14 protein-coding genes are annotated in these 17,311 nt (G+C 61.8%); 8 read left to right on the top strand and 6 right to left on the bottom strand.

Translation table 11 applies throughout. The annotated features are described in order from the left end of the window. Positions 1-6: 6 nt before the first annotated feature. Both AB9K34_RS20170 and AB9K34_RS20165 read right to left on the bottom strand, forming a co-directional pair. Complete coding sequence (locus tag AB9K34_RS20170) at positions 7-1,791, bottom strand: TRAP transporter permease (RefSeq protein WP_369956301.1); 1,785 nt, start codon at positions 1,789-1,791, stop codon at positions 7-9. Positions 1,792-1,846: 55 nt separating this feature from the next. Further along, positions 1,847-2,803 (bottom strand): TAXI family TRAP transporter solute-binding subunit, encoded by a 957-nt coding sequence (locus AB9K34_RS20165; protein ID WP_369956299.1) that lies wholly within the window; start codon positions 2,801-2,803, stop codon positions 1,847-1,849. Positions 2,804-3,058: 255 nt separating this feature from the next. Here AB9K34_RS20165 and AB9K34_RS20160 point away from each other — a divergent pair, with 255 nt between their 5' ends. From AB9K34_RS20160 to AB9K34_RS20135, 6 genes are all read left to right on the top strand, one after another. Continuing rightward, positions 3,059-4,648 (top strand): ABC transporter substrate-binding protein, encoded by a 1,590-nt coding sequence (locus tag AB9K34_RS20160; RefSeq protein WP_369956298.1) that lies wholly within the window; start codon positions 3,059-3,061, stop codon positions 4,646-4,648. A 62-nt stretch (positions 4,649-4,710) separates the two neighbouring features. Next, positions 4,711-5,820, top strand: coding sequence for a M24 family metallopeptidase (locus AB9K34_RS20155; protein WP_369956297.1), 1,110 nt, complete (start codon positions 4,711-4,713; stop codon positions 5,818-5,820). After that, a complete protein-coding gene (locus tag AB9K34_RS20150) occupies positions 5,814-6,821 on the top strand; it encodes an ABC transporter permease subunit (RefSeq protein WP_369956296.1) in 1,008 nt (335 codons plus the stop codon). The genes AB9K34_RS20155 and AB9K34_RS20150 overlap by 7 nt, the downstream gene beginning before the upstream one ends. A gap of 1 nt (position 6,822) precedes the next feature. Continuing rightward, positions 6,823-7,719 (top strand): ABC transporter permease subunit, encoded by an 897-nt coding sequence (locus tag AB9K34_RS20145; protein WP_369956295.1) that lies wholly within the window; start codon positions 6,823-6,825, stop codon positions 7,717-7,719. Between the two features lie 3 nt (positions 7,720-7,722). After that, positions 7,723-8,700 (top strand): ABC transporter ATP-binding protein, encoded by a 978-nt coding sequence (locus tag AB9K34_RS20140; RefSeq protein WP_369956293.1) that lies wholly within the window; start codon positions 7,723-7,725, stop codon positions 8,698-8,700. Further along, positions 8,697-9,674 carry an ABC transporter ATP-binding protein gene (locus AB9K34_RS20135; RefSeq protein WP_369956291.1) on the top strand — a complete coding sequence of 326 codons (978 nt, stop codon included), beginning with the start codon at positions 8,697-8,699 and terminating at the stop codon, positions 9,672-9,674. Before AB9K34_RS20140 ends, AB9K34_RS20135 begins: the two co-directional genes overlap by 4 nt. On the opposite strand, the gene AB9K34_RS20130 is transcribed toward AB9K34_RS20135, so the two are convergent. From AB9K34_RS20130 to gabT, 3 genes are all read right to left on the bottom strand, one after another. Beyond that, positions 9,665-11,266, bottom strand: a complete 1,602-nt coding sequence (locus AB9K34_RS20130) for an FMN-binding glutamate synthase family protein (protein WP_369956289.1) — start codon at positions 11,264-11,266, stop codon at positions 9,665-9,667. The genes AB9K34_RS20135 and AB9K34_RS20130 overlap by 10 nt on opposite strands. Positions 11,267-11,285: 19 nt before the next feature. Continuing rightward, entirely contained in the window at positions 11,286-12,605 is a 1,320-nt protein-coding gene (locus AB9K34_RS20125; RefSeq protein WP_369956288.1) for an aspartate aminotransferase family protein, read from the bottom strand. A 127-nt stretch (positions 12,606-12,732) separates the two neighbouring features. Beyond that, on the bottom strand, positions 12,733-14,154 hold the full coding sequence (gabT, locus tag AB9K34_RS20120) for a 4-aminobutyrate--2-oxoglutarate transaminase (RefSeq protein WP_369956286.1): 1,422 nt from the start codon (positions 14,152-14,154) through the stop codon (positions 12,733-12,735). A 204-nt stretch (positions 14,155-14,358) separates the two neighbouring features. On the opposite strand from gabT, the gene AB9K34_RS20115 reads away from it, so the two are divergent. After that, a complete protein-coding gene (locus tag AB9K34_RS20115) occupies positions 14,359-14,928 on the top strand; it encodes a cupin domain-containing protein (protein WP_369956285.1) in 570 nt (189 codons plus the stop codon). A gap of 221 nt (positions 14,929-15,149) precedes the next feature. Then, the gene (locus tag AB9K34_RS20110) at positions 15,150-16,442 is read left to right on the top strand and encodes an O-acetylhomoserine aminocarboxypropyltransferase/cysteine synthase family protein (protein ID WP_369956283.1); all 1,293 of its coding nucleotides are present in this window, start codon (positions 15,150-15,152) and stop codon (positions 16,440-16,442) included. A gap of 138 nt (positions 16,443-16,580) precedes the next feature. Here the strand turns inward: AB9K34_RS20110 and AB9K34_RS20105 are convergent, their stop codons facing one another. Next, positions 16,581-17,294 carry an SIMPL domain-containing protein gene (locus AB9K34_RS20105; RefSeq protein ID WP_369956281.1) on the bottom strand — a complete coding sequence of 238 codons (714 nt, stop codon included), beginning with the start codon at positions 17,292-17,294 and terminating at the stop codon, positions 16,581-16,583. Positions 17,295-17,311 lie beyond the last annotated feature (17 nt).

Genomic DNA, 17,311 nt, shown 5'->3' with positions numbered 1-17,311 from the left:
CCCGGGTCACAACCAGAGGCCCGACATCGCAATCCCGAGTCCCGCAGCGGTAAGGGCGAGTTTCCCCGCAATTCCCCGCACCCCGATCAAACCATAGCTCAGCAAACCCAGACCGATCGCCACGCGGCCCATCGCGAACAGCGCGGAAAGCGGCGCATCGACAAGGTTCAGAAGGTTCGGGTTCGCGATCATCGCCAGCGGGATCACGTACAGGCCCACACCAAGCGCCATCGCGGTCAGCGCCACCTTGACCCAGCTTTCGCCGATCATGCCCGCAGCGATGAACACCGCGCCGCAAACCGGCGGCGTTATGGTCGAGAGCAACGCGAACCAGAATACGAAGAGATGCGCCTGCAAGGGCTCCAGACCCTGTTGGATCAGGGCGGGGCCGGCGACCGAGACACAGATCACATAGGCCGCGGTCGTCGGCACCTCCATCCCGAGCACGAGGCAGGCCAGCGCGGTCAGAAGCAGCGACGGCCAGAGCAGACCCCCGGACGCGGACAGGATCAGAGAGGTGATCTTGACCCCAAGACCGGTGATCGACAGCACCCCGATGATGATCGAAGCGCAAAAGATGATGGACGCGATCATCGCGATCTGCCGGGCCGCGTTGAGCAGCGCCGACGAGAACCGTTCGGCCACCTGCGCCCCGTCGAACCGTCCGGTGCGATTGAAGAACAACAGGATGGCACCCGCCAAAATCGACAGGCTCGCGGCATATTGCGGCGTGAACCCTGGCCCGAACATGCCCCACAAAAGAACCGAGAACGGCACGAGGAAAAACGCAGATGTGATCAACACGTCGCGCCGGGCCGGGCGGTCCGCCTTGTCGATGCCGCGCAATTCGTAGCGGCCCGCATAGGCGTTGATCCCGATCCAGACCGCAAGGAAATAGAGCAGCGCCGGCAGGACCGCAGCGGCCATGATGCCCGTGTACGGAACGCCGGTAAGCTCGACCATGACAAAAGCGCCTGCCCCCATCAGCGGTGGCATGATCTGCCCGCCGGAACTGGCCACCGCCTCGACCGCCGCCGCCAATCGCTTTGGATAGCCCAGGCGCGTCATCGCAGGCAGGGTGATCGCCCCTGTCGAGGCGACATTGGCCGAGGCCGATCCCGAGATCGACCCGAACAGTGCCGAGGAAATCACCGATACCTTGGCCGCGCCCCCCTTGAGCCGGCCTGCGGCGGCTGCGGCGACGTTCATGAACCCCTGCCCTGCCTCGCCCGCGTTCAGAACCGCGCCGAAGATCACGAAGATCGAGACCACGCCGACGGAAACCGCGGTCAGGCTGCCCCAAATCCCGCCTTCGGCGATGGTGAGGGTCCCCAGGAAACTGTTGAGCGGCGTGCCCGCGTGGCCGAATTCGCCGGGAATATGCTGCCCCAGCAAGGCATAGGCGAGCGCGAGTACCGCCACCAGCGGCAGCGGCCAACCGATGGCGCGGCGCGCGGCCTCGATGACGCAGCCAAGCAGCACAACCGCGACACCGACCTGAAAGCGGTTTTCGAGAAACCCGTATTGATCGCCGAGCATCTCGTGGTTCCATGCCACCCACAGCGCGGCAGAGACCCCGAGAACCGCAAGGATCGCGCCGCTGATCGCCTGTGATCTCGTCCGCGCGCCAAACACGAAGACCCAAGGCAGGACAAAGGCGAGGTGCAACGGACGACTGACGAGATTGGGAACCAGGCCCCAGAAAATCAGCCCGAGATGGAAGGCGACTATGGCCGCCGCAAGGGTCAGCCATAATGCGCGCAGCGGCATCGCATCTGCGGTATCGGTCATATTCTACTTTCCTGAGGGGCCGGGCGTTCAAGGCCCGGCCCGTTGCATCGGATCGCTATTTCTGCGCGTCCGTCAGTTCGATCCCCGCCTCGGCATAATAGCGTTGCGCGCCGGGGTGAAACTTGCCGGTTATATTGGCCATCAGAGACTGATCCACACCGTTCCACCAGGGGGCCTCTGCGCCCATCCTCGCCTTGCTCTCCCAGAATGTCTTGGTCAGGGCATAGGCGGTGTCATCATCCATCCTGGTCGTGGTGAACGCAGCCACGGGCAGCGAGGTGGTAACGATATCTTCGGTCTGACCGGTATATGTACCGGCCGGGATCACAAGACGGGCGCGCCCGGTTTCGGCGATCTGCTCGTCGCTCAGGGACAGCACGCTGACCCCGGTCGACGCCGCCGCCTCGATCACGTTGGGCGCGGGCCAGGACCCGGCGGTGACGAAACCGTCGATCTGACCGTTCTTGAGAGCGGCAACAGCCCCTGAAAGTTCGACATCCGCGATGTTGACATTGCCCTCAAGCCCGAACAGTTCGAGATACTTCGCGCCCTCGCGGGCCCCGAACGAGCCCTTGCCGAGCAGGATGGTCTTGCCCTCCATGCCTGAGAAATCCGTTACCCCGGACGCCTCCGACATGACGAAATGCATGGTCAGCGACGGGATCGGAAACAGCGCCCGAATCTCGTCAAAGGACGGGTCTCCCTTGCCCTCGAACATCGCCTTGCCGCCCTGTGCCAGACCGACCAGCGCCGGCGGCGTGGTAAAGACGTAATCGGCTCCCCGCGCGCGCACCTCCATCACATTCTGCACCGAACCCTGGCTTTCCTCGACGGTGACGATGATGTCGCCATCCGACCCGGCCTTCATCGCTTCGGCGATCTGCACCCCCATCTGGTAATAGGAAGACGCGGTTTTCGCGGATTTGTATGTCACCCGCGTTTCCGCCAGCGCAGGCATCGCCAGGGTTGCCACGACGGCCGCCGCGACACACGGCAACTTGAGATTGATCATGTCATTTCTCTCCCACTGATCTGCCGGCCTTTCTATCAGGCCAGGCAACCGGGTCGACCCAATTCTCCTCGGTGCGGGCAGCGCCGATGCCGCGACAATTCCACAGAGAGCAGCGCGAACAGTGAAGAATCCGCATATGAGCGTTGGTCTGCCCTTTTCATGTGCACATTTAGATGGCAGGCTACTGCCCACTTAGTGGCCGAAGAGTCACTTGGCGCAATGCGCAAACAACAACACTGAAATTGGGAGAATTTCATGACTTTCAGATCTTACTTGGCGGCCGGTGCGACAGCGCTGGCGCTGAGTGCCGGCTCCGTTGCGGCACAGGCGCTGGTCTATTGCTCCGAGGGTTCGCCAGAGGGATTCGACCCGGCGCTCTATACCGCCGGCACGACCTTTGACGCCTCGAGTCACCCGATCTACAACCGCCTTACCCAGTTCAAGGTCGGCACCACCGAGGTGATCCCCGGGCTGGCCGAAAGCTGGGAAGTCAGCGAAGACGGCAAGAGCGTCACGTTCAAGCTGCGCGAAGGAGTCAAGTTTCACAGCAACGCCAACTTTACCCCGACCCGCGACTTCAATGCGGATGACGTGATCTTCAGCTTCGACCGGCAGGGTAACGAAGAGAACCCCTATTATACCGTGTCCGGCGGCACCTGGGAATATTTCGGCGGCATGTCGATGCCCGACCTGCTCGAGTCGATAGAAAAAGTCGATGACTATACGGTCACGTTCAATCTGACCCGCCCCGAAGCGCCGTTCATTGCCAACATGGCGATGGATTTCGCGTCGATCGTGTCCAAGGAATACGCTGACGCGATGCTGGAAGCGGGCACGCCCGAGATGCTGAACCAGGCACCGATCGGCACCGGCCCCTTCGTGTTCCAGGCCTATCAGAAAGACGCCGTCATCCGCTATGTGCGCAATGACGACTACTGGGGCGAGCCGGCACGCGTCGAGGCGCTGATCTTTGCGATCACACCGGATGCCAGCGTGCGATATCAGAAGGTGCAGGCGGGTGAATGCCACGTCATGGCCTATCCGAACCCCGCCGATATTGCCGAAATGCAAGCCAACGAAGACATCGTGGTGATGGAACAAGAAGGCCTGAACGTGGGTTATCTCGCCTACAACACCACGGTCCCGCCCTTTGACAACCCCAAGGTGCGCAAGGCACTGAACATGGCGATCGACAAACAGGCGATCATCGACGTGGTGTTCCAGGGCTCGGGCCAGATCGCAAAGAACCCGATCCCGCCGACCATGTGGTCCTATAACGACGCCATCGTGGACGATCCCTATGATCCCGAGGCGGCACGGGCCGCGCTGGAAGCGGAAGGCGTCAGCGATCTGAAGATGAAGATCTGGGCGATGCCGGTACAGCGCCCCTACAACCCCAACGCGCGACGCATGGCCGAGCTGATGCAGGCGGACTTCGCCAAGATCGGCGTCGATGTCGAGATCGTGTCCTATGAATGGGGCGAGTACCTGTCGCGCTCCAAGGAACTGGATCGCGACGGCGCGGTGCTGCTGGGCTGGACCGGTGACAATGGCGACCCGGACAATTTCCTCGCGGTGCTGCTGGGATGTGACGGGCGTGAAGCCTCGAACCGCGCACAATGGTGCCATGAGCCCTTCGAAGAACTGATCGGCAAGGCCAAGGTGCTGCCAACCCAGGCCGAGCGCGCACCGCTCTATGAGCAGGCGCAGGTGATCTTCAAGGAGCAGGCCCCCTGGGCAACCATCGCGCATTCGGTTGTCTATATGCCGATGCGCCCCGAGGTCGACAACTATGTGGTGCACCCGCTGGGCGGCCATATCTTCAACGAAGTCGGCCTGAAGTAAACATGATCGGAGCGGTGCCTCATGCACCGCTCCTCTCTTTTCACGCAGCGAAAGTCAGCCACGTGACCAATTCCCTTTCCAACAGCCTGTCCCAATATGCCGCTGTCGCCCGCGATCTGGATGTCGACGCCGTCGGGCTGGTGCCGGGCCCGAATTTCACCCGCGCCCTGAACCACAGTTTCATGAGCCATGAACGTCCTTTCCTGCTGGTGATCCCCGCCAGCGGTCAGGCGGCGGCGCTGGTTCCCAATCTCGAGTTGCGCAGCTGGGACCTTGTCGGGTTCGACGGTGCGGTGTTCGACTGGCGCGATCAGGATGGCTATGACGCGGCGTTTGCCGCCTTGATGACCCATCTGAACATTTCCTCGCTGGCCGTCGAAGGTCAGGTCATGCGCGTCTTTGTGCATCACGCGCTGAAAGCCGCGCAGCCCGACCTGCGCATCGTGGATGGCGAACGCGCGATCTCGGGCCTGCGGATGATCAAGACCGCCGAAGACGTATCGGCCCTGCGCGCCGCCATCGAGATTTCCGAACGCGCCCTGACGCAGACGCTGGAGAGCGTGCGCATCGGGCAAAGCGAAACCGATATCGAGCAGGTTTTGATCCAGGCTCTGTTCGCCGAAGGCGCCGAGGACATGGCCTTTGGGCCGATTGTCGCCGCCGGTGACAATTCCGCCCGTCCGCATGCCCACGCCCGGTCCGATTACGCAATCAGGCCGGGCGACGCGCTGCTGATCGATTTCGGCGCGCGCAAGCATGGCTTTGCCGCCGACATTACGCGCACCGTCTTTCTGCAACACGCAACCGACGAGGCGCAGCAGGTCTATGATACGGTGCTGCGCGCCAATCTGCGTGGTTTCGAGGTTACGCGCCCCGGCGTCACCGCGCATGAGATCGACGATGCGGTGACCGGCGTGCTCGAAGCCTCGCCCTATGCCGACCGGATCCGCACCAAGACCGGCCACGGGCTGGGTCGCGATGTCCACGAGGCTCCTTATATCATGCGCGGCAACCACATGCCCCTGCCCGCCGGGACGGTCTATACCAACGAGCCGGGCCTCTATGACATCGGCAATTTCGGTGTGCGCATCGAGGATGACATTCTGATCAACGAGGGCGGCTGCACGTCGCTGACCACTTTTCCAAAGGAGCTGACGATCCTGCCATGCTAAAGTATCTCGGTTCCCGCCTGCTGACCTTCATTCCGACGTTCATCGGCGTCACACTCATCTCATTTGCCTTTATCCGGGTACTGCCCGGTGATCCGATCATCGTCATGGCCGGGGAACGCGGTCTGACCGAAGAGCGATATCAGGAGCTGACCGAACAGTTCGGTTTTGACCGACCGATCTATGAACAGTTCTGGGATTACTTTACCGGTGTGTTGCAAGGGGATCTCGGCGATTCCTTCGTCACCAAGCGCCCGGTCTGGGACGAATTCTTTGCGCTCTTTCCCGCAACGCTTGAACTGGCGTTCTGCGCCATGGTGTTCGCCGTCGTGATGGGGCTGCCTGCGGGCGTCATCGCCGCGGTGAACCGGGGCAAGTTCTTTGACCGCGCCCTGATGAGTTCGGCGCTGGTGGGATATTCTATGCCGATCTTCTGGTGGGCGCTGCTGCTGATCATCGTGTTCTCGGGCAATCTGGGCTGGACGCCGGTCTCCGGGCGCATCGACCTTGTCTATTACTTCCCTAACTCCACCGGCTTCATGCTGATCGACAGCCTGATGTCCGGCCAGAAGGGTGCCTTCATCTCGGCGGTGCGGCATCTGGTGCTGCCTGCCATCGTGCTGGGCACGATCCCGCTGGCGGTGATCGCACGCCAGACCCGTTCGGCGATGCTCGAAGTGCTAGGCGAAGACTATATCCGGACCGCCCGCGCCAAGGGCATGTCGCCCGGCCGGATCAACGGCATCCACGCCCTGCGCAACGCCCTGATCCCGGTGATTACGGTCATCGGCCTGTCGGTTGGCACCCTGCTCGGCGGCGCGATCCTGACCGAAACAATCTTCAGCTGGCCGGGGATCGGCAAATGGATGCTCGACAGCATTTTCCGTCGCGACTACCCGGTTGTGCAGGGTGGCCTGCTGCTGACTGCCGTGATGGTGATGGTGGTGAACCTGTCCGTCGATGTCCTCTATGGCGTCATCAACCCCAAGATCAGGAAGCGCTGAGATGACTGACGCAACCGCCCCAGTTGAAACCGCCCGTCCCGGTCGCCTTCGCGAGTTCTGGTTCTATTTCCGCGAAAATCGCGGCGCTGTCTTTGGCCTCTGGATCTTTATCGGCTTTGTCATCTGCGCCGCGCTCGGCCCGTGGCTGGCCCCCTATGATCCGACCGAACAGTTCCGTGAATTCGCCCTGCTGCCCCCGGCCTGGCAGGACGGTGGCGACTGGGCATTTCCGCTGGGCACCGATCCGCTGGGGCGGGACATGCTGTCGCGCCTGATCGAAGGCGCGCGCTATTCCTTCTTTGTCGGGGTGATTGTCGTGACCGTTGCGGCCAGCGGCGGCATCCTGATCGGCATGGTTGCCGGGTTCGCGCCGCAATGGCTAGACAGCGTGATCATGCGGATCATGGACGTGATCCTCGCCTTCCCGTCCCTGCTGCTGGCGCTGGTTCTGGTGGCGATCCTCGGACCCAGCCTGACCAACGCGATGATCGCGATCGCCATCGTTCTGCAACCCCACTACGTACGCCTGACCCGCGCCAGCGTGCTGGCGGAAAAGCAGAAGGATTATGTGACATCGGCCCGCGTTGCCGGCGCCGGGTTGATGCGCCTGATGTTCGTGACCGTGCTGCCCAACTGTCTCGCGCCGATCATCGTGCAGGGGGCATTGTCGTTTTCGACCGCAATCCTTGATGCCGCGGCGCTCGGGTTCCTCGGAATGGGAGCGCAACCGCCCACGCCCGAGTGGGGCACCATGCTGGCCGAGGCGCGCGAGTTCATCCTGCGTGCCTGGTGGGTGGTAACGTTCCCGGGCCTCGCCATTCTGATCACCGTGCTGGCGATCAATCTGATGGGCGACGGGCTGCGCGACGCCCTTGATCCGAAACTGAAGCGGAGCTGAACCATGAGCTTTTTGCGCATCCGCAACCTCAGCGTCGATTTCTCGACCTCCTCCGGCAAATTCCGCGCGGTCGACTCTGTCGATGTCGATATCGATACCGGCGACGTTCTCGCCATCGTGGGCGAGTCCGGCTCGGGCAAATCGGTCTCGATGCTGGCCCTGATGGGGCTTTTGCCGTGGACCGCGACGATCAGCGCCGACGAGATGATGTTTGACGGTCACGACCTCAAGACCATCAGCCCCAAGGCCCGTCGCAGTATCGTCGGCAAGGATCTGGCGATGATCTTCCAGGAACCCATGTCGTCGCTGAACCCCTGCTTCACGGTGGGATGGCAGATCAAGGAAGCCTTGCGGTTTCACCTCGGGCTGGACCGCAAGGCGCGCCACGCGCGCGCCATCGAACTCTTTGAACAGGTGGGCATCCCCGCGCCGGAAAAACGCCTGTCGGTGTTCCCGCACCAGATGTCGGGCGGCATGAACCAGCGGGTGATGATCGCCATGGCGATCGCGTGCAATCCCAAGCTGCTGATCGCGGACGAACCCACCACGGCGCTGGACGTGACCATTCAGGCACAAATCCTCGACCTGCTGGTCAGCCTGCGCAACGACACCGGTATGGGGCTGGTGCTGATCACTCATGACATGGGCGTGGTGGCCGAAACCGCCGAGCGGGTCAGCGTGCAATATGCCGGCCAGAAGATCGAGGAACAGCCTGTTGCCGGCCTGTTCGCGACGCCGCATCACCCCTATACCTCCGCGCTGCTCAGCGCCCTGCCCGAACGCGCCACGGAAAAGCGGCTGCCGACCATTCCCGGCGTCGTGCCCGGGCAGTTCGACCGGCCCAAGGGCTGCCTGTTCTCGCCGCGCTGTCAGTTCGCGGACGCCAGGTGCAAGAACGAACCGCCGGCGCCACAACCCGATTCCATGGGCCGTGCGCGCTGCCACTATCCTCTGAACGGCGATGAAAGGATTGCGTCATGAACGCCCCGGTGATGAGTGCAAGCGCCCTGGCGCGTCACTATGAAATCGGGGCAGGCATGTTTCGCAAGCCTCAGACCCTGCGCGCAGTGCAGCGGGTCGATTTCAATCTCTACGCGGGCCGCACCCTCGCCGTCGTGGGCGAATCCGGCTGTGGCAAATCCACCCTCGCCCGCATGGTGACAATGATCGAGGAACCCACGGCTGGCGAGCTGACGCTGGATGGCAAACCAGTGGTGAAATCCGCCTGGCCCGAGTTGCGCACCGATGTGCAGATCGTTTTTCAGGATCCCTATGGTTCGTTGAACCCGCGCCAGCGAATCGGCACCATTCTGATGGAGCCGCTGGTCATCAACCGCTCCGACATGTCCGCCGCCGAGCGCGAGGCGAAGGCCCGTGAGATGATCGGGCTGGTCGGGCTGCGCCCCGAGCATTTCGACCGCTACCCGCACATGTTTTCAGGCGGTCAGCGGCAGCGCATCGCAATTGCCCGCGCGCTGATGCTCGATCCCAAGGTGCTGGTGCTGGACGAACCGGTTTCGGCGCTCGACGTGTCGATCCAGAGTGCGGTTCTGAACCTGCTCGTCGATATTCAGGAACGGATGAACCTGGCCTATCTGTTCATCAGTCACGACCTGAGCGTGGTGCGCCATGTCTGTGACGACATCATCGTGATGTATCTGGGTCAGGCGGTCGAGACCGGGCCGAAAGAGGCGGTGTTCGCCGCCCCGCGCCATCCTTATACCAAGGCGCTGCTGTCGGCGACGCCGCGCGCCGAACCGGGGGCCAACAAGGAGCGGATCAAGCTGACCGGAGAGTTGCCCTCGCCCCTGGCCAACCTGCCCGGTTGTCCCTTTGCACCGCGCTGCTGGAAGGTGCAGGAGCTGTGCCGCGCGGAGCGACCGTCGCTATCCGGTGACGATCACGCCGCGGCCTGTCATTTCCCGCTCGACGACGAGGACCACGCTCAGACATAGGACGTATCAACCGGCTTGAAATCATCCGCGCGCGCCCTGTTCCAGCGCAGCAGATATCCGAACTTGTCCTCTTCCTCGCGCAGCAGAAATCCCTCGGGAAGATAAGGATAAATCTCTTGTCCGGTGACCATGTCGCGGTCGGCCTCGCGCATCAGCAGGTGATGCGGCAGGAATTTTCCCGGATGATCGAGCCCCGCCGCGCCGGTCATCTCGCCCAACGCCCGTAGCGTGTTCTTGTGAAAGCGAAAAACCCGCTCGGACTTGCGGGTCACGTCAAGCGCGCGCTGACGCAATGGGTCCTGTGTCGCCACGCCGACCGGACAATGATTGGTATGACAGGCCTGCGCCTGGATACAGCCCACCGCGAACATGAAGCCACGCGCAGAGTTCGCCCAATCCGCGCCGAGCGCCAGTACCTTTGCCATGTCAAAGGCGGTGACCACCTTGCCCGACGCGCCGATCTTGAGCTTGTCCCGCAAGCCGACGCCCCGCAGCGTATTGTGGGCAAAGGTCAGCCCTTCGATCAGCGGCATGCCCATATGATTGGCAAATTCCAGCGGCGCCGCGCCGGTGCCACCTTCCTTGCCGTCCACGACGATGAAATCAGGAACCACACCCGTTTCCAGCATCGCCTTGACGATACACATGAATTCGCGCCGGTGCCCGATGCACAGCTTGAAACCCACCGGCTTGCCATCGCCGTTTTCCCGCAGCGTCGCGATAAACTCCATCATCCCGATCGGCGTCGAAAACTCGGGATGCGCCGCCGGCGAGATACAGTCCTGCCCCATCGGAATACCGCGGGCCTCGGCGATCTCTTCCGAGATCTTCGAGGCGGGCAACATCCCGCCATGACCCGGCTTGGCCCCCTGGCTCAGCTTCAGTTCGATCATCTTGACCTGCGGATTGGCGGCCTGGTCACGGAACTTGGCGACGTCGAACCGGCCATCAAGCGTCCGGCAGCCGAAATAGCCGGAACCGACCTCGTAAATCAGATCGCCCCCACCCTGCGTGTGATAACGGCTGATTCCGCCCTCGCCGGTGTCATGGGCAAATCTGCCCTTCCTGGCACCAATGTTCAGAGCCATGATCGCATTGGCCGACAGCGCCCCGAAGCTCATCGCGGATATGTTGTAGATCGAGGCGTCATACGGATTCTTGCAGTGTTCGCCGCCGATACTGACCCTGAAATCCGTATCCTCGATATGGGTTGGCACCACCGAATGGGTGATCCATTCGTAACCTGAATCATAGACCCGTTCGCGCGTTCCAAAGGGCCGCTTGTCCTCGACGCCCTTGGCGCGCTGATAGATGATCGAGCGCTTGTCGCGTGAAAACGGCTCTTCGTCCTGGTCGCTTTCAATCAGGTACTGGCGGATTTCGGGACGGATGCCCTCGAACAGAAAACGCATATGCCCGATCACCGGATAGTTGCGCAGGATCGAGTGACGGTTCTGCGTCACATCATAGACACCAAGCCCGGTCAGATAGGCAAACCCCGCGAAAGGCAGCAGGAACCACCAACTGTAAACGGCACCGAACAGTGACAGCAGCGACAGCGCAGCCACGCCCGCAAAAACCAGAAACCTCATTGATCTTCTCCGTATCGGGTCAGATGACCGCCGAAATTGCTGTTTCGACCTTGTCGGTCAGTTCGTCGAGCTGGTCATCGTTGATGATGAACGGCGGCGCGAGGAGGATATGATCGCCCCGCTTGCCGTCAATCGTGCCGGACATGGGATAGAACACGAGCCCGGCCTCGAAGCCCGCCTTCTTGATCTTGCCCGCAATGCCAAGTGACGGATCAAACGGTTCCCTGGTCTCGCGGTTTTCGACAAGCTCGATCCCCCTGAACAGCCCGCGCCCACGCAGGTCGCCGATATGGGGATGCTGACCGAAGCGGTCCGAAAGCCGCTCTTGCAGCTTGTCGCCCTGCTCCCGAACCCGCGGCAACAATCCCCGGTTCAGGATTGCCGAGACAACGGCAAGGCCGCCCGCTGCGGCGACAGGGTGGCCGATATAGGTATGGCCATGCTGAAAGAATCCGCTGCCATTGGCGATCGTGTCGTACACGTCAGAGGTACAGAGCATCGCCCCGATCGGCTGATAGCCCGCGCCCAGCCCTTTGGCGATACAGGCAATGTCAGGCGCGATACCGTCCTGCTCGCAGGCAAAGAATGTCCCGGTGCGACCCATGCCGCACATTACCTCGTCAAGGATCAGCAACACGCCGTACTTGTCACAAATCTCGCGGATGCGCTTGAAATATCCCGGCGCCGGTTGCAGCGCACCGACCGTTGCACCAACCACCGGTTCCGCCATGAAGGCCATGACAGTCTCGGGGCCAACCCGCAGAATCTCCTTCTCAAGCGCGTTGGCAGCCCGCAACCCATATTCCTCGGCGGTCTCTCCGTCTTGGCGCAGGCGGTATTCGTAGCACGGGTCGATATGGCTCACATCCAGCAGCAGCGGCCCGAACTGCGCCCGGCGCCATGCATTGCCGCCCGCCGACAGCGCACCGATGGTATTGCCATGATAGCTTTGTTTGCGCGCAATGAGGCGGCCCCGCTGCGGTTCACCCTTTTCGACCCAGTATTGCCGCGCCAGCTTGATCGCGGACTCGGTGGCTTCGGAGCCGCCAGACACGAAATACACCCGGTCGAGTTGGCCGGGCGCGTGCTCGATCAGCAGGTCCGCAAGCGCCTCGGCCGGCTCGGAGGTGAAGAAACCGGAATGCGCGAATGCCAGCTTGTCGAGCTGCGCCTTGATCGCTTCGGTGACCTCGGCATCGCCGTGACCAAGGCAAGACACTGCGGCCCCCCCGGAGCCGTCCAGGTATCGCTTTCCGTTGCTGTCGATCAGATAGCAGCCCTCGCCAGCTATCGCGGTCGGAGGATTGAGCTTCGAATGGCGGGGAAATACATGTGACATTGGTCGTTCCGATTTGTCCTCAGGCAAGTCAGGCCGGACCCCGGCAAGGGATCCGGCCTGATCATCTCAGCCTATCTTCAATTGTCTGCCTTGCAATATCACTTCTGCATGACAGGACGCCTCGTTCCTATGCCGCGATTGCATCCGCCAGCGCGGCTTCGAAGATCGCAAGACCTTCCTCGATGATCGCGTCCGAAGCGGTCAATGGTACCATGATGCGGAGCGCGTTGCCATGCATGCCACAGGCCAGCAGGATCAGACCCCGCTTGAGCGCATGGGCAATGACCGACTTGGTCAGGGCCGCGTCCGGCGCCGCGGTTTCGAAATCGGTGACGAATTCGACCGCGAGCATGCCGCCGAGGCCGCGGATATCCCACATCCGGTAGGGGGCCGTGCGGGCGCCGATATCGGCAAAGCGGGCGCGGAAGGTTTCGCCAAGCGCGATGGAACGGGCCAGCAGACCTTCGGCTTCGATGGCCTCGATCGCCGCAAGGGCAGCGGCACAGGCGACGGGGTTGCCACCATATGTGCCGCCCAGACCGCCGGGCGCGGCGGCATCCATCACGTCGGCGCGACCGACGACGCCGGCGATCGGATAGCCGCCTGCCATTGACTTGGCGACGGTGATCAGATCGGGCGCAACGCCGCTGTGTTCGATGGCGAACCACTTGCCGGTGCGGCCAAATCCCGACTGGATTTCATCCGCGATGAGCAAAATGCCATGCCTGTCGCAGATCGCGCGCAGGGCCTGCCACATCTCGGCGGGAACCGGGTGATAGCCCCCCTCGCCCAGCACCGGTTCGAGGATGATCGCCGCCACGCGCGATGGATCGGCATCGGTGAGAAACAGGGTCTGCAGCGCCTTGAGCGCATCGTCGACGGTGACACCGTTGCGGGCATCCGGGAACGGTGCGCGGAAGATGTCAGTCGGGAACGGGCCGAAATCCTTCTTGTAGGGATTGACCTTGCCGGTCATGCCCAGGGTCAGGTTGGTGCGACCATGATAGCCGCCGGAGAACGCGATAACGCCGGGACGACCGGTGGCGGCACGCGCAATCTTGACCGCGTTTTCAACCGCTTCTGCGCCGGTGGTGACCAGCAGCGATTTCTTGGCGAAATCACCGGGGGCCAGCGCGTTCAGCTTTTCCGCGAGGGCGACATAGGGCTCGTATTGCACGACCTGAAAACTGGTATGCGTATAAAGATCTTCCTGTGCCTTTGCCGCTGCGATCACCTTGGGATGACGGTGGCCGGTGTTCAGAACAGCGATGCCGCCGGCAAAATCGATGTACCGGTTGCCTTCCACATCCCACAGTTCCGAATTCTCGGCGCGGGCGGCAAAAACCGGTGCGGCCGATGCAACGCCGCGCGCGACCGCAGCTTCGCGCCGCTTGAGCAATGCGGCATTGCTGCCGCCGGTCTGGCCAGCCGCCGCCTTGGTCGCGCGCGGCGCCGCGGTCTTTGCAGCGGTGGTTTTCGTCGTGCTACGAGGCGTGCGGGTCTTGGACGCCGCGGTTTTCTTGGGGTCTGCCTTGGTTGCAGTGGCCATGTCGCTCTCCATCTGAACGGCTGATCAAAATGATTATTTTCTTGCTTAATATTATTTTCACACCGGAGCAAGCCTTTCCAATCATCCATAAGGAAAATCTGGAATGGTAATATTTTCCTTTATTATCAGCTAACAAGATGATTGACGCCCACAGGTCCTGAGGATTAATATTTCAACCAAGCGGATCAGCAAAGGACGAGACACGTGGATATTGGCGGCAAACTTCGGTCTGTACGGGAAACACGTGGCCTGACACAGCGCGATCTCGCCGGGCGTGCGGGCCTGACCAATGGTGCGATTTCGCTCATCGAACAGAACAAGAGCAGCCCGTCGGTTGCCTCGCTCAAGCGATTGCTGGATGCGATCCCGATGACCATGTCCGAGTTCTTTTCCGAGTTCGAAACCAACGATTCGCCGAAATACTTCTATAACGCTGACGAATTGATTGAACTGTCGCCACAGGACATGGGCCTTGGTTCCGCAGCGGCGCGCGTATCGCTGCGTCAGGTCGGCGACGCCTCGCGCCACGCCCTCCAGATGCTGCACGAGGTCTATCCGCCGGGCGCGGATACCGGCCCCGACCTGCTGAGTCATGTCGGCGAGGAAGCGGGAATCGTTGTTGCCGGGGTGATCGAAATCACCGTCCAAGATCAGGTCCGCGTTCTCAATCCCTGGGATGGCTATCTCTTTGACAGCCAGTTGCCTCACCGCTTCCGCAATATCGGCGACAAGGATTGCATCATTATCAGCGCCTGCACACCCCCAACCTTCTGAGACCATGCGCCGGTCGGTAACATCGGTCACATGACAACAACGGGCAGACAGTTCGGGTGACATCTTTGCTACCGATCCGGCCTGCGGTGTCGCACGATGGAAACCCGCGTTTCCCCGACGGGCTGCGCACCGGGTTGACCGCCGGACCGGCGCAAGCGAGAGTTGTCATGCCCTGAGCGATGGCATAGGTCTTTGCGCAACGTTCCATCAGGGAGACTACCATGACCGACGGCCCCACCTATGGCTTTGACACGCTTCAGATCCACGCCGGCGCACGCCCGGACCCCGCCACCGGGGCGCGCCAGACACCGATCTACCAGACCACCGCGTATGTCTTTCGCGATGCAGAGCACGCAGCGGCGTTGTTCAATTTGCAAGAGGTCGGCTATATCTATTCCCGCCTGACCAACCCGACCGTCGCGGTCCTGCAAGAGCGCATTGCAACGCTTGAAGGTGGCGTCGGCGCTGTCTGCTGCTCCTCCGGTCATGCGGCGCAGATCATGGCGTTGTTCCCGCTGATGCAGCCCGGCTGCAACATCGTCGCCTCGACCCGGCTCTATGGCGGCACCGTCACCCAGTTCAGCAATACCATCAAGCGTTTCGGCTGGTCTGCCACTTTCGTCGATTTCGACGATCTTGATGCGGTCAAGGCGGCGATCGACGACAACACGCGGGCCGTCTTCTGTGAATCCATCGCCAATCCCGGCGGCTATATCACCGATCTGGATGCGATCTCGGCGATGACCGACGAAGCGGGTATCCCGCTTGTCGTCGACAACACCAGCGCCACGCCGTATCTCTGCCGCCCCATCGAACATGGTGCAACGCTGGTCGTGCATTCGACCACCAAGTACCTGACCGGCAACGGCACCGTAACCGGCGGCTGCATCGTCGATTCCGGCAAGTTCGACTGGTCGGCGAATGACAAGTTTCCCTCGCTCAGCCAACCGGAGCCGGCCTATCACGGCCTGAAATTCCACGAAACCTTCGGTCCGTTGGCCTATACGTTCCACGGTATCGCCATCGGCCTGCGCGACCTTGGAATGACGATGAACCCGCAGGCCGCGCATTACACGCTCATGGGCATCGAAACGCTCAGCTTGCGGATGGAGCGCCATGTCGAGAATGCCAGGAAAGTGGCAAAGTGGCTCGAAGACGATCCGCGCGTGGAATACGTGACTTATGCCGGGCTGGAATCCTCGCGCTATTACGACAGGATGAAATCTATCTGCCCGAAAGGTGCCGGCGGCTTGTTCACCTTTGCGGTGAAGGGCGGTTATGACGCCTGCATCAAGCTGGTGGATGCGCTGGAAATCTTCAGCCACGTGGCCAATCTGGGCGATACCCGCTCGCTGGTGATCCACTCGGCCAGCACCACGCACCGGCAGCTGACACCGGAACAGCAGGAAGCCGCCGGCGCGCAGGCCAATGTGGTGCGGATTTCAATCGGGATCGAAGATGCGAACGATCTGATCGCCGATCTCGATCAGGCCCTGGCCAAGGCAACCAGCTAAAACGTTTCGGGATTGACTTGAAACATGTGGTATCACTTAACGCGTTGAAATCTTTGATTTCAGGCGGCGTTGAGTGATTCAGGTTTATCGCGAAATGCTATAGGCTGTGCGGGGCCGCGATACGCGGCCCCATGCCCCTTAATCCGCGATTGCAAAAACCACAGAGACCAGCGCGGACAGGCTGAGCTCGCCCGCAGCGACCGGAACTGATGCCTCTGCCATCATCGCGGCGGTCTGCATCATCATCGGCCGTGCGCCACCGCCCCCCTGTTCCGTGATGGCAACGATCGGACCAAGCGTGATTCCCGCCGCATCGGCCAGCAACTGCGCCTTGGCGAGCGCGTCCTTGACCGCAGCCTGGCGTGCAGCGTCCTGCAAGGGTCGCGGCTCCTGAATATCGAATTGCAAACCATTGAAATCGTTTGCGCCCGCCGAAATCACTGCATCCAGCGTCGTACCCAATGTCGCGAGGTCACGCACCCGCACCATGACCATGTTGCTGGCGGTGAACCCGGTTATTTTCGACTCGTAATTTCCCGAATTGCCACGCCCGGACCAGACCGGGTTCAGCGACAAGTGCTGTGTCTGAATATCTTTCTGGGCGATTCCCTGAGATGTCAGCCGTTCGAGAACCTCCGCGACCGCCGCCGAGGTCGCGGCCATCGCTTCCTTGGCCTCGCGTGCCTCGTTCGTGACGCCCAGAGTGATCGTCGCCATGTCGGGGGTTGCCGCGACTTCACCCTCTCCGGTCACGATGATCTGGCGCGGTTGCTCCTGCGCGGTAATAGGCATCGCTAATGTCGTGGCAATCATCACCGCGAGCGCGACCAAACCTGTCTTGTGTCGTATCATGGGATCCTCCATTTTCG

The organism is Sedimentitalea sp. XS_ASV28 (genome assembly GCF_041224545.1).
Classification (GTDB): Bacteria; Pseudomonadota; Alphaproteobacteria; order Rhodobacterales; family Rhodobacteraceae; genus Sedimentitalea.
The sequence above is the reverse complement of the archived record's forward strand: the minus strand, read 5'-3'. Positions and strand labels throughout refer to the sequence as shown.